The organism is Streptomyces sp. NPDC086549 (assembly GCF_044746205.1).
GTDB lineage: Bacteria > Actinomycetota > Actinomycetes > Streptomycetales > Streptomycetaceae > Streptomyces.
Genome location: NZ_JBIVBS010000011.1, coordinates 210540 through 223672, shown reverse-complemented (window position 1 = coordinate 223672; position 13133 = coordinate 210540). Strand labels below are relative to the sequence as shown.

Annotated in this window: 12 protein-coding genes and 1 tRNA gene; 9 read left to right on the top strand and 4 right to left on the bottom strand. The window is 68.9% G+C overall.

Features of this window, described 5'->3' with window-relative positions:
* The first annotated feature begins 16 nt into the window (after positions 1-16).
* Entirely contained in the window at positions 17-1276 is a 1260-nt protein-coding gene (locus ACIPSA_RS31005) for an ATP-binding protein (protein WP_402640241.1), read from the top strand.
* A gap of 213 nt (positions 1277-1489) precedes the next feature.
* Here the strand turns inward: ACIPSA_RS31005 and ACIPSA_RS31000 are convergent, their stop codons facing one another.
* Both ACIPSA_RS31000 and ACIPSA_RS30995 read right to left on the bottom strand, forming a co-directional pair.
* Positions 1490-1735 carry a hypothetical protein gene (locus tag ACIPSA_RS31000; RefSeq protein WP_402640240.1) on the bottom strand — a complete coding sequence of 82 codons (246 nt, stop codon included), beginning with the start codon at positions 1733-1735 and terminating at the stop codon, positions 1490-1492.
* 45 nt (positions 1736-1780) lie between these two features.
* A complete protein-coding gene (locus tag ACIPSA_RS30995; RefSeq protein WP_402640238.1) occupies positions 1781-2920 on the bottom strand; it encodes an anion permease in 1140 nt (379 codons plus the stop codon).
* Between the two features lie 287 nt (positions 2921-3207).
* On the opposite strand from ACIPSA_RS30995, the gene ACIPSA_RS30990 reads away from it, so the two are divergent.
* Positions 3208-3281 (top strand) — tRNA-Met (locus ACIPSA_RS30990).
* A gap of 366 nt (positions 3282-3647) precedes the next feature.
* Positions 3648-4958, top strand: a complete 1311-nt coding sequence (locus ACIPSA_RS30985; RefSeq protein WP_402640236.1) for a hypothetical protein — start codon at positions 3648-3650, stop codon at positions 4956-4958.
* 34 nt (positions 4959-4992) lie between these two features.
* On the opposite strand, the gene rox is transcribed toward ACIPSA_RS30985, so the two are convergent.
* Positions 4993-6420, bottom strand: a complete 1428-nt coding sequence (rox, locus tag ACIPSA_RS30980; protein WP_402640235.1) for a rifampin monooxygenase — start codon at positions 6418-6420, stop codon at positions 4993-4995.
* Positions 6421-6853: 433 nt separating this feature from the next.
* On the opposite strand from rox, the gene ACIPSA_RS30975 reads away from it, so the two are divergent.
* On the top strand, positions 6854-7219 hold the full coding sequence (locus ACIPSA_RS30975) for a hypothetical protein (protein WP_402640233.1): 366 nt from the start codon (positions 6854-6856) through the stop codon (positions 7217-7219).
* A 172-nt stretch (positions 7220-7391) separates the two neighbouring features.
* Complete coding sequence (locus ACIPSA_RS30970; protein ID WP_402640231.1) at positions 7392-7892, top strand: GNAT family N-acetyltransferase; 501 nt, start codon at positions 7392-7394, stop codon at positions 7890-7892.
* Between the two features lie 55 nt (positions 7893-7947).
* On the opposite strand, the gene ACIPSA_RS30965 is transcribed toward ACIPSA_RS30970, so the two are convergent.
* A complete protein-coding gene (locus ACIPSA_RS30965; RefSeq protein ID WP_402640229.1) occupies positions 7948-8421 on the bottom strand; it encodes a hypothetical protein in 474 nt (157 codons plus the stop codon).
* 136 nt (positions 8422-8557) lie between these two features.
* Here ACIPSA_RS30965 and ACIPSA_RS30960 point away from each other — a divergent pair, with 136 nt between their 5' ends.
* The 4 genes from ACIPSA_RS30960 to ACIPSA_RS30945 all read left to right on the top strand — a co-directional run bounded on the left by ACIPSA_RS30960 (position 8558) and on the right by ACIPSA_RS30945 (position 13133).
* Entirely contained in the window at positions 8558-9232 is a 675-nt protein-coding gene (locus ACIPSA_RS30960; RefSeq protein WP_402640227.1) for a tetratricopeptide repeat protein, read from the top strand.
* A 339-nt stretch (positions 9233-9571) separates the two neighbouring features.
* Positions 9572-11161 carry a Dyp-type peroxidase gene (locus ACIPSA_RS30955; protein WP_402640225.1) on the top strand — a complete coding sequence of 530 codons (1590 nt, stop codon included), beginning with the start codon at positions 9572-9574 and terminating at the stop codon, positions 11159-11161.
* Between the two features lie 2 nt (positions 11162-11163).
* Positions 11164-12624, top strand: coding sequence for an FAD-binding oxidoreductase (locus ACIPSA_RS30950; RefSeq protein WP_402640224.1), 1461 nt, complete (start codon positions 11164-11166; stop codon positions 12622-12624).
* Positions 12625-12656: 32 nt separating this feature from the next.
* Complete coding sequence (locus ACIPSA_RS30945) at positions 12657-13133, top strand: hypothetical protein (RefSeq protein ID WP_402640222.1); 477 nt, start codon at positions 12657-12659, stop codon at positions 13131-13133.

Here is a 13133-nt window from a genome sequence, read left to right as displayed (position 1 = left end):
CCTGCGGCCACGGACGGTGCGCGGCCGTGCCACCGCTGCCGTCGCGTTTGTCGCCGGCCTTGCCCTCGCCGCCTGCTCGGTGGTCCTGCTCTACGCCGTCCACACCAATCTGGTCGCCTCCGCCCACACCATGGCGCGCGACCACGTCGAGGAGGCGGCCCGCCAACTCGGCTCCGGTACACCGCTGGCCGACGTACAGGCCGCCCTGCCGGAAATCGCCCTGGTCACCACACCCGTCACCGATTCCTTGTCGACCACCGCGTCGGCCGACCAGAGCGCCAGTGCCGAGGTCGCCACCTCCTCAGGGACGATCCTGGTTCAGGCCTATCCCAATCTCGCTCCCGCCCACACCGCCGTCATCACTCTGGCCTGGGCCCTGATCCCCTGTACCGCCCTGCTGGTCCTGCTTGTCGTCTGTCTGACCTGGTACGCCATGGGCCGGGCACTGCGACCGGTTGAGGACATCCGTGCCGAGTTCGCCGACATCACCGCCCACAGCCTCCAGCAACGGGTCCCGGTTCCCGACTCCGACGACGAAGTCGCATTGCTGGCTGTGACGATGAACGGCACTCTCGATCAGCTCCAGCGCGCCGTGGGCCGCCTGCGGACCTTCACCTCGGACGCCTCCCACGAACTGCGCGGCCCCCTCACCACCTTGAAAACCCGCCTTGAGCTGGCCTTGGTCCGTCCCGACCGGGCTGAATGGACCGCCGTCGGTCGCGAAGCTCTGTGCGACACCAACCGGCTCGAGGAGATCGTCGCCGATCTGCTGCTCCTTGCCCGCCTGGACGCACGCCAGCCCCTGAAACTTCAGCCTCTGCATGTGGCCGACCTCTTGCGGCGGACCATCGCAGAGCGCTATCCCCACCAGTCCGTCGTCCTCGACGTACACTCCGACCTCGATGAGGAAGTCCTGGGCAGTCGCACAGCACTCTCCCGCTTGTTCACGAACCTCCTGGACAACGCCCTGCGTCACGCGGACAGCACTGTGACTGTCGAACTGCGCGGCACCGAACGCGAGCTGGTCGTAGAGGTCGGGGACGACGGTCCGGGCATCCCCGCTCCCGACCGTGAGAGGGTCTTCGATCGCTTCACGCGTCTGGACAATGCCCGTACCCGCAGTGAGGGCGGCACAGGCCTTGGCCTCGCCATCGCCCGCGACATCGCAACCGCCCACGGCGGCACCGTCACCGCTCAAGCGCCCCGCGCCACCGACCGCGGTGCCCGCATGGTCCTGACCCTGCCGTTGCCGACCGACACCAGCCGCGCAGTCTGACTCCCCTGTGCGACCGAGGAATCGCCACTCGATCGGATCCGAGCATCGCGGCGGACGTGCGCGGCGACCGGTGTCGCGGCCGCCGCATGGGCCTCCCGGTCTCCCGGCTGTGGCCGCCGCTTGCGATCGCTGCTCCGACATGTGCCGCGCCGAACGGAGAAACCGGCGTCGCCGAGCCGGGCGCGGCGGCGAGCGATCCCTGCGGTCGTCCCGTCAACCGTCGATGATCAGGGTGAGTCCATAGGCGGCGACCGCCAGGCACGCGGCGAAGCACAGCACCGCCACCACGGTGGAGGCCGACCGGCCGGCACCGCGGGTGCGTCCGCCGCCGTCGCTGTCGCTGTCTCGGTCGTCAGGGGGCCAGGCGGCGATGCCGAGGGAGAACAGCACGACCGTGAGCAGTGTGATCCCGAGGCTCGCGGCGAACACGGCGCCGAAAGCGCCCCAGTGGATGGTCATTGCGTCGCCTCCCTTTCACTGGCGGGCGGGACCGCCGCCCGGCTCTCACGCCGCCGTCTGCTCCGCGCGCTCGGACAGTCGGCCGGGCAGTTCGTTGACGTTGTCCGGGGTCACGGCGCGGCGGCGCGACAGGGCCCAGAACCCGGCCGCCGCGGCGGCCGCGACGGCGGCCACCAGGGCTACGCCCGCGGTGCCGCGATCGGCGATCCACGCGGCCGCGCCGCCGATGCCCGCCGCGGCGGGCAGTGTGAGCAGCCACGACAGTGCGATGCGCCCGGCCACGCCCCACCGGACCTGAGCCAGTTTGCGGCCCAGGCCTGCGCCCAGGATGCTGCCCGTGCACACCTGCGTGGTCGACAGGGGGAATCCCATGTGGGACGAGGCGAGAATCACGGCCGTCGCGCTGGTCTCGGCCGCGAAGCCCTGCGGCGCCTCGATGTCGGTGAGCCCTTTGCCCATGGTGCGGATGATTCGCCAGCCGCCCGTGTATGTGCCGAGCGCGATCGCCAGACCGGACGTGAGCACCACCCACCAGGGCGGTCCGGAGCCGTGGGTGAGCACCCCGGCCGAGATGAGGGCCAGGGTGATGACACCCATGGTCTTCTGCGCGTCGTTCGTGCCGTGTGCCAGCGCGACCAGTGACGCCGAACCGATTTGTCCTCTGCGGAATCCACGCCGCGCCTGGCCAGGAGCGGACCGCCGGGTGATGACGTACGCAAAGTAGGTCGCCAGCACTGCCACGACACAGGCGACGAGCGGCGAGAGGACGGCAGGGATCATGATCTTCTCCACGATTGCTCCGAACTGCACCGCGGATCCCCCGGCGCCGACCCACACCGCGCCGATCAGCCCGCCGAACAACGCGTGCGACGAACTCGACGGCAGCCCGGCGAGCCAGGTCATCAGGTTCCACAGGACCGCGCCGACGAGTCCGGCGAAGATCATCACCAGCGACACCTTGGCGTCGTCCACGATGCCGCCGGAGATGGTCTTGGCAACTTCCGTGGACAGGAACGCACCCGCCAGATTCAGTGCCCCCGCTACAACGACGGCCACGCGTGGCCTCAGGGCTCCGGTGGCGATGGACGTTGCCATCGAGTTGGCCGTGTCGTGGAATCCGTTGGTGAAGTCGAAGGCCAGAGCAGTCAGAATGACCACGACGAGGAGGAATGAGACGGTACCCACTGGGAAACCTCCCGAGGCAGGCCGGACCCGCGCCCGCCGTGCCGTCTCAGCTCGGACGCGTCTTGCCATCCACGCTAAGCGGCGCCTGCCGGGCTCGCGACCGTGAGGGGGCACCTCACGCCTGGGGTGCGGCTCATGGGGTGAAAGGGAGGAGGCGCCCCCAGGCCGGGCAGCGTCTCTCGTGGCCGCGGCTGGTCGGAGTCGGTGACGTCGTCGTCCGAGTGCCGAGGACAGGCGGCCTCGAAAATCCCTCGCTCGGCGCGTGCTCGTCGTCCTATGGTGAAGGCCGCCGGGTGGAGCAGGTAGGTAGCTCGCTGGGCTCATAACCCAGAGGTCGCGGGTTCGAATCCCGCCTCGGCCACGGAGACCGGGCCCGTCGCACGATGCGGCGGGCCCGAGTCGTATGCCGTGGTGGTAAATGGTGCCTGGGACTGGCCCGAGGCGATCGAAGGCGCCGAGCACGGCGAAGTCGAGTACGAACTCACCCGGACGGACCGGGAACAGCACCGGTAGCCGTCGCTGGGCGGGCGCCGATCTCCGCGGAACAGGACCCGGCGGACGGGCAGAACATCAGGAAGACAGCCCAGCAGGACGTCGGTCAGTGGCCGGGCCACGACCACCGGAATCTGTCCGGCACCATCAATGTCAGTGGCGTCTCCTACTGTCGGTCCAGGACATTCACTTCGTTCGGCTTCGGCCGAACGCTGTTGCGGGGGAGGGCGTCACGGTGTTCAGGCCGGTCGACGGTGAGGTCCATGTTCACTACGGTCAGATCTACGTCGAGAGCGATCCGGACAGCTTCGGCCTGGACCTCGCCGAGGCGTTCGCGGGCCAGACATCGGGACTGTGCGGAGCCGCCGTCCCCGGCGGGTTGTGGCTGATGACCGGGTTGCACACGGGCAACGTCGGATTCACGGTCGAGGTGCATGACCAGGCTCCGCCGTTGGACGCGGTGTGGGAGGAGGTCGTGGAGGTGTCCTTCCGTCCGGTCTCGGCGGACAGCGTGCTGAACGAGTGGGGAGGAGGGGCCGCATGGGATCTGGACCTGGAGGAGACCGACTACCGTGTGCGGTACTGCGCCCAGGGCATGGACCAGGCGCGTGAGCTGGACACCAGGCTGGATGAACCCCAACAGGACCGCTACCTCCTGCAGTTCTGGCCCGCCCCGCCGAAGCCGGACGAGGTGATCCGGCAGACGACCTCGACCGCCGCCTACTGGCACGACTACGCCCGCCGTCAGCCGCCACCGCCCACACCCGCCGAGCGTGCCGAGGCCGAGCGGCTGGCCCGCCTCGCCCAGGAGAAGGCGGACCGCGAACGCGAACTCGCCTTCGAGGAATGGAGGTGGGGCGGGCGGCTGCCGAGCGAGGCCCTGCGTCATGTCGGGGGCAATGTGAGCGGGCTGCTGAAGTTCGACCCGGCCCTCGTCCATGCCCTCGACGCGGCGGGCCCGGAGACCCAGCGCAAGGTGGCTCTGCTCGCGGCGCGCCGAGCGTGCACGGCGGCCGGACTCGTCGGGCTCGACTGGGTTGACGCGGGGCTCACCGCCCTGGCGGAGGGAGGCCCACTGCCGCCTCCCTTCGACGATCCGGAACACATGTGGCAGACCCTGTATGACGACCCGCACGTTCCGCACCGCACGGTCGGCCGGCCCATCCCGCCCGAACGTCCCCCGTTCCGGCCGCCCACAGCGACGGAGGCGTACGCGGTCATGCCCGACGTCGAACCGCAGGAGCTTCCGGTGACCCGCGCAGTGGGCCGCGCGGCCGCCTTCATCGCCTCGACGGAACCGCCACCCGAGGCACCACATGGGCAGGATGCCGGATCGGTACGGCGCACCCTCAAGGTCACCATCGGCGCGCCGGACCCCTCCCTGCGCATGTCACAGCCGCACATGGCCCTCCCCGCGCTGACCGGCGCCGCCGAGGCCGATCCGCTCCAGGCGGCCCTCGACGCGGTGTATGCGGGCGTGGCCGCATACGGTGAGGACTATCCGACGCTCCTTCAGGAGATCTGGTCCGCCTGCGACGGACACTGACGTCGCGTTCAGGCGCCTGTGATCTCCCGCGCGCTCAGCCGACGGCAGCGCCGAACCACTCGGGCAGTCGGCCGAGCAGATCCTGCTGGTCCTCACCGGTCCACACCACGTGGCCGTCCGGCCGCAGCAGCACCGCGGGCACGTCCAGCTCCTCGCTGATGTCGATGACGTGGTCGACGCGATCCGCCCAGCCCGCCACCGAGAGCCGGCCGGTCTGGTCGAGCAGCAGCCCGCGCCCGCCGTGCATCAGCGCGTAGAGGCGCCCCCGCTTCAGCCCCACGTTCCGCAGTCGCCGGCCGAGCAGCTGGTGGCCCTCGCCGAAGTCGTAGCGGACCCCGATCGCGGTGATCTTCTCGATCAGGTACCGGTTCACCTCCTCGAAGTCCATCAGTTCCGACAGCAGTCGGCGCACTGCCCGGGGACCCGGACCGAGGGACAGCAGCTCGACCTGCGCGCGGGTGTTGTCCAGCACGTCGGCGGCCGCCGGGTGCCGTTCGGTGTGGTAGCTGTCCAGCAACCCCTCCGGAGCCCAGCCGTTGACCTCGGCGGCCAGTTTCCAGCCGAGGTTGAACGCGTCCTGGATGCCGAGGTTGAGGCCCTGCCCGCCGGTCGGCGGGTGGATGTGCGCCGCGTCGCCCGCCAGCAGCACCCGGCCGACCCGGTAGAGCTCGGCCCGCCGGGTGGCGTCGCCGAAGCGGGAGAGCCGGCGCGGCGAGTGCGCGCCGAAGTCGGTGCCGGCGATCGCCCGTACCTGCTGCTTCAGCTCGTCCAGGGCCGGCGGGACCATGCGGTCCTCGGCCACCCCTTCGGCGCACGCGACGAGGCGGTACACCCCGTCCCCGAGGGGTACGTCGCCGAACCCCTGGTGGGTCTTGCGGGCTTCGGCCACCACGGCGGCCAGCTCCTCCGGCGGCACGGCCACCTCCACCTCGCCCAGCAGCCACTCCACCCTGGTGGGCTCGCCGGGGAAGCCGACGCCGAGCAGCTTGCGTACCATGCTGCGGCCGCCGTCGCAGCCGGCGACATAGCGCGAGCGCAGCCGCGTGCCGTCGGCTTGCCTGACGGTCACCCCGTCCTCGTCCTGGCTCAGCCCGACCAGTTCGCATCCGCGCAGGATCTCGACCCCGACTTCGGTGGCGTGCTCGGTCAGCAGGTGCTCGGTGGTGGTCTGCGGGATGCCGAGGACGTATGGATGTGCTGTGTCCAGCCGGTCCGGCCGCGGCTTGTTGATGCCGGCGAAGAAGCCGCCGGCCGGGTATTTCCGGCCGTGCGCGAGGAATCGCTCCAGCAGACCGCGCTGGTCCATGACCTCGACGCTGCGCGCGTGCAGTCCGAGCGCGCCGGCATGCCTGGTCGGCTCCGCCTCCTTCTCCAGCACGAGCACGTGCACGCCGTGCAGCCGCAACTCGCCGGCCAGCATCAAGCCGGTCGGTCCGCCGCCGGCCACGATCACGTCGATCATCAAACCCCCACTCGACAAGGCTTCGGCAGGTTCTGGCTTCGGCCCAGTTCGAAGCCGCACGCGTTCGACAAGTCGTGCTCCGGCTGGAGGAGTTGCTGTTCCCCTCACGGCTCAGCGACGACGACCGGATCCAGGCGGTGTCGTGCCGTCTCCTCCTCGACGCGGGCCTGCGCCGGCCTGCGCCGCGAGCAGCGCGGCCTGCTCGTGGTGGACGAGGGGCGCGAGGCCTCGCACCCCTGGGCACGGCTCTTGCCCGCCGGTCATGGTCGGCATGGGTGTGACCGCGGCCTGCTGCATTGGCATCACCGACGTCACCGGGTCGGGGGACTGCGCCGCCCGCTGCCAGGCCGGACATCCCGGATAAGTGTGACTATCACTCCAAGGTGACATGGCGACTTAAGGCCGTCACCACGGCTGGCAGGAGGACCGATCGATGAACCTCACTCTGAAGCGCCTGCTCGGCGCTACCGCGGCGGTGACCACGGGCGTGGCGGCCCTGCTGGGCACCGGCGCCGGTACCGCCGGCGCCGCCTCCCGCGCGCACTGCGACCGCGCCGAACGGGACATGTTCAGCTACGGGCCCGGCACCGACGTGTTCGGCCACGGCTGCAGCATGCCTGACAACAAGCGCCGCTGGTACACCATCGAGGTCGACACGCTCGTAGAGACCCACTACAAGACTGCGTCTTTTGACGACGGCGTCGCCCGGACCGAGACCCTGCACAACAGAACCGTCAGGTGCCTGGGCTACACCTCCGGGAACGGCACGGTGCACTGGTTCGGTTGCCCACCCTCCTGACGCACGCACCGAGGGCTCCCGCGCCGACGACACACTTCCCGAGCGGGAGATGCCGACGCGGCGGGTGGTGGGTGTCGACGAGTAGGCCACCCGCAAGCGCCGCCACTACCAGGTGGGACCGCGCGCCGCTCTCGCCCCGGGATGCCAGTGCCTGCCAGTAGCGTCGCGGCACATGAGTGATCAACGACAAGCAAGTGATCAACGACAAGCAGTGGTTGTCGGCAGGGCCGGGCACGCGGACATCGGCGGGCTCGTCGAGTGCGGCAGCGTGTTGTTCGCTGAGGACGCCGGGACTCGGGATCCAAACATCAACATCGATCGGCCTCGTCAGTACGGGCCCCAACGTTTAGCCACCGGCATGGACGATCCGAACCGGCTGCTGCTCAGCGCCGACTGCGACGGCGAGGTCGTGGGACATCTCGTCGGTGTGCTGGGGGACGCGTCTGCAATGAAGCCGGTGAAGGTCGCGACGCTGGTGAGCATGTATGTGCGGCCCGCGTTTCGCCGAAGCCGGACCGGAGGACGTCTGGTCGCGGAGTTCTTCGGCTGGGCGAAGGAGGCGGGGGCCGAAGCCGCGGAGGTGACGGCCTACTCGGGCAACGCCGCGGCTGTCCGTTTCTATGAGCGTAACGGCTTCGCGCCCCAGTCGGTGACGCTGCAGACGTCTCTGTAGCCGGGTGTCCTGATCGGCGTCAGCCCGCCAGGACACCTCGGGGGGCGGGCTGGGCCTACCGAGCAGTGATCTGCGTCATGGAGACAATTTGCTCGCTGCCCATCGCGCTCTCCACACCGATCGCCAACGGCCTTCCGTCCTCGAAGTTTTCGCGTACGCCGACGGTGAAGGAGGCGAGGGAGGAGGTGTCGTCAGGGAGTCTGAGGTCGTCCCTGACCTGGCCGTCTTCCGCCATCAGGGTGACGGACCCATCGTCGGCGATGTCGATCAGGGTGTACTCGGTGTACGTCACGACCGGTACCACGACCGACTGATCGAGAGACAAAGTGACCTCGTACTTCTGACTGTTGAAGAGACCGAGTGCAGTGATGGTCCGCACCTCGCCGCCGTCGGCACTGCTCGCCTCGCGGCTGCGCATGATCACGCATGCGTGTCCCTCGAGCAGTACGTGGCCGCCCTCGCGCAGCTGCGAGGCACTGACGAGGTGCGTCTCTACAGCCTCAGCATCGCGGTCGTTGAAGTCGCTCAACGCATCCCCCTGTGTTCGATCGCATCCGTACATTTCGTCGTCTGCCGCCCCGTTCGGCCATCCTCGCGCTGCCGCGACGCCCGGCGCACCGGAAATTCCCGGGTTCCGCCGGGAACGCGGAGATAGCCTCGGCACCGTGAGCGCCGACGGGGAGGGGCAGGGCGTGCGAGGGCAGGACTGGATTGAACGTGCGGGAGAGCTGTTCGAAGCGGCGATGTTCGGTGGTGACACGTCCGCGCTGGACCGGTCCGATGACGTGCTCGACGCGATCGAGGCGCCGCTCTCCATGGCGCGGGGCAAGGTACTGCACGTCCGCTTCCTGAACGACCGCGAGGAGAACAGCCAGGAACTGGTGCTGTTCGAGCGCGCGGTCGACTTGTACCAGCGTCTGGGGGACGTGTCGGGTGAGGCGGAGGCGTTGTTCTGGGTCGGCTGCTGGCACCAGGTGGTGAAGGGGGACGGCGCTGTCGGCAGGCCGTACTTCGAGCGGTCGTACGCGCTGGCGAAGTCCGTCGACGACCGGATGACGATGTCCTATGCGATACGCCACCTCGGCTTCGCCGACAAGGACGCAGGCCACCTCGATCAGGCCCGCGAGCGGTTGAGCGAATCGGTGAGGCTGCGCCGGGAGATCGGCTTCAGGCCCGGGGAAGCGGCCGGCCTGGTGGCGCTGGCCTACCTCTCGGCCGAGACCGGTGACCGATCGGCGGCACTCCACCACCTCGACGAGGCCGAGTCGATCACCGAGAACTGCGGTGCGAAGGCCGTGTCGGGGTGGATCGAGCATGCCCGCACACTCATCCGGTCCTAGGGGGCTGCAGCTCGATCCCATGCCCGAGCCCACCACGCTCTGTCCCGAGGCGGAGCGGCAGAGGCCGTTGCGGTGATCCTGGACGGCAACGGCCTCCCTGACGATGCCGGACCGCCGTGACATCTCGCGTGACATGATTGCGCGTTCTCGGTCTCACCCCAACGGCGGGTTTGGCGTGAGTTTCGCTGCTGCGTGCGAGTGAATGTCCTCGGCGTGTCGATGTCTCCCCACGATGCTCATCCGTGCACGTCGTAGCCCCTTTCCTTGCCCTTCGCATATGCCAAAGGTATGGATGTGGCCGCGATTACTTCCACCCTCTTTGGTGTGAAAGAGGGTGGTGTGGCAATCGATCTGAAACAAACGGCCATCGATCCCGACATTGCGATCCCGCCGACCCGCAACACGAAGGAGGCCTTGAGAGCCGCCCTGGACGACCTCCAGGGCAACATCCTCAAGAGCCATGGGCGCGACCACAGCCATTTCCTGATCATCACGTTCAAGACCGATACCCCAGAGATCCGCACGAAGGCCCGGCAGTGGCTGGCGGGCCTGGTCGCCGCGGACCGGGTCACCTCGGCCCTCCAGCAGTGGGAGGAGGCGCAGTCGTACCGGGAGGTACAGGAGACGATCCTCGGCAACGGTGCGATGTCGAGGAAGGACGTCGACGCGCTCGTCAAGGCCGCCAGCATGACCTTCGTCGGCGTGATGCTCTCGGCCGACGGCTACCGCGCCCTCAAGCTGGACAAGAACCAGATCCCCGACGACCCGTCCTTCCTCGCCGGGGCCAAGACGCGAGTGGACGTCCTCAACGACCCGCCGGTGGAGCATTGGGAGCTCGCCTACCAGAGCAACGTGCACGCCCTCGTCGTCGTCGCCGACGACGCCACGGACCGTCTGGACACGCTCGTGGCGAAGCTGAAAGGCGAACTCAAGGACCTCTGCGTGATGATCGCGGAGGAGACCGGCACCGCCATGCGGCTGGACGCGAACGGCAACGAGGACCCCCTCGCCCCCGTCCGCGAGCACTTCGGCTTCGTCGACGGCATCAGCCAGCCCCTGTTCTACGCCCGCGACATCGAGAAGGCCCGGACCCTGCAGGGCGGCATCGACCAGTACGACCCGAGTGCCCCGCTCGACCAGGTACTGGTCAAGGACCCGGGGGGCAAGGACAACGGCTACGGCTCGTACTTCGTGTACCGCAAGCTGCAGCAGGACGTGAACGGCTTCCACGACGACGAAAAGCGACTCGCCAAGAAGATCGCCGAACACGCCCACCCGAAGACGCCCGCCCCCACCCCCGAGGACGTCGCCCTGGCCGGCGCGTACATGGTCGGCCGCTTCCAGGACGGCACCCCGGTGGTGGACCGCGGGGTCACGGGTCTTGGTTCCCTCCCGAACAACTTCACCTTCGACGCCGACCCGGACGGAGTCCGCTGCCCCTTCCAGGCACACATCCGCAAGACCAACCCGCGGGGCGACAAGCAGCGCCAGTTCGGGCAGCCCCTCACCCAGGAGCGGACCCAGCGGATCGCCCGCCGGGCCATCAGCTACGGCAAGGTGACCCTGAACGCGGACAAGGGCGACGAGGTCGGCCTGCTGTTCCTGTGCGCGCAGAGCAGCATCCCCGACCAGTTCGAGTTCATCCAGAACCAGTGGGCGAACAACAAGAACTTCCTGCGCGGTGGCAGCGGCCTCGATCCCGTGATCGGTCAGCTGTATCCGGACCAGCCGGACGACGGCACGCTCGCCGGGCACTGGCCCAAGCTCTACGGCTCCCGCAACGAGCTGGACTTCTCGACCAACCCGCCGTCGGTGGTGGGCCACACCTTCGCCGAACGCATCGGCCAGTGGGTGACCATGAAGGGCGGCGAGTACTTCTTCGTCCCGAGCCTGAGCGCCTTGAAGGCGTACGGCGACGTGAAGGAGTGAACATGGCCGACCTCCGTACCGCCATCAACGATCTCGCCCGCCATCTGAGCGGCTATGTCTGCGAGCCCGGCAGCCCCGAGTACGCCAACGTCGTCGCCATCGACAACGGCCGTACGCGCACGCCCCCGGCCCTGGTCATCCGCGCCAACGCGACCGCCGACGTCCGCCGGGCCATCCTCTTCGCCCGGGAGACGAAGCTGCCCATGACGGTGCGCGGCGGCGGGCACAGCGCCGCCGGGTACTGCCTCAACCGGGGCGGGATCGTCCTGGATCTCGGGCTGATGAAGGGCATCAGTCTGGACAAGGACAAGAAGCGGCTGACCGTGCAGATGGGCGCCACCTGGCACGACGTCTACGGATACGTCTCCCGCAGCGCCGCCCCGCTCATCCCGGTCGGCGGCGGCTGCCTCACCGTGGGACTGCCCGGGTTCCTCCAGGGCGGCGGCTACAGCTTCGTCTCCCGTTCCTACGGGCTCGGCAGCGACAACGTCACCGAGATCAGACTCGTCGACGCCGCGGGCACCCTGCGCACCCTGACCGCCGACGCCAAGGACCAGCACGACCGGGACCTGTTCTGGGCGTGCCGAGGCGGGGGAGGAGGCAACTTCGGGGTCGCCGTCGAGATGACCCTGCAACTGCACACCCCACCGGCCAAGACCGTGCTCGGCGGCCAGCTCTCCTTCCCGTTGGAGCGCGCCGAGGAGGTCATCGCGGCCTACGACGCGTGGGCGAAGAAGGTTCCCGACGCGATGGCGGCCTACGGGTACGTCGGCCTCGAACCCGACCCCGCCGAGCCCACCCGCCGGATCCCCGCGTTCCGGATCACGCCGGTGTACAACGGTCCCTATGCCGACGGCGTCGACCTGCTTCAGCCGATGCTCAGGCTCAACCCGTTCGACGTACGGCTGTACTCGATGCCGCTGCCCACGCTGGAGTCCACCATCGGCCGGTCCACCCTGGTCGGCGACCGGCTGGCCTACATCCGCTCGGGGATGATCGGCGACAAGGGCTGGAACGCGGACATGATCAAGGCCGTCCAGGAGGCGATGGCCTGCGCGCCCTCGCCGGACAGTTTCGTCGTGTGGACCCACGGTCTGGGCAAGGTCCTCACGCCGGACTGCACCGACCTCGGCCCGTACCCGCACCGCGACAAGCGCTACGTCTTCGAGCTCAAGTCCATCTGGAACGACCCGGCCGACACCCGGGCCAACGTCGAATGGGCCTACGACTTCGGCGAGGCGCTGAGCTCCCAGTTCCACGGCGCCTACGCCAACTACATCGACCCGCTCCAGAAGGGCTGGGCCAAGGCCTACTACGGCGACAACCTGGCTCGGCTCCAGAAGATCAAGAAGGAGGCCGATCCCACCGGCTTCTTCCGCTTCCAGCAGTCCGTCGACTCCACCTTCGAGCCGGACGTGTCCCGCCCGCTGGACCTCAGCCCCCTCAACCGCACGCTCGTCTGATCCGGCTCGTACACCCGCACGGGAGCACCCGTATGCCCAACCCCAACGCACCCAAAGAGATCTTCACCGAACTCTCCGTCGTCCTCACCGGTTTCGACCGGGCGGAGCTGGCCGGAACCGGCATGATCGACACCTACTACGACACGCTGCTGCGGATCATCGGCGAGCGGGAGGCCGGGCAGCTGTTCCGGTACGCCGCCGAGGCGCTCGCCGAGGACCGGACGAACAGGAACGACGACTCGCTCAAGACGAAGGTGATCGACAACGACCGCTTCGCGCCGGTCATCGTCAGCCTCATCAAGCTCTGGTACCTGGGCAGTTGGTACCCGCTCTCCGGCAACTACCGCGACATCAACGGCTCGACGGCGGACGACGTCCAGCACATCGTCTCCGCCCAGGGCTACCGCGAGGGCCTGGTCTGGGCCGCCGCCGGAGCCCACCCGATGGGCGCGAAGCCGCCGGGCTACGGCTCATGGGCCGAACCTCCCTATCTGCCCCCGATCTCCTGA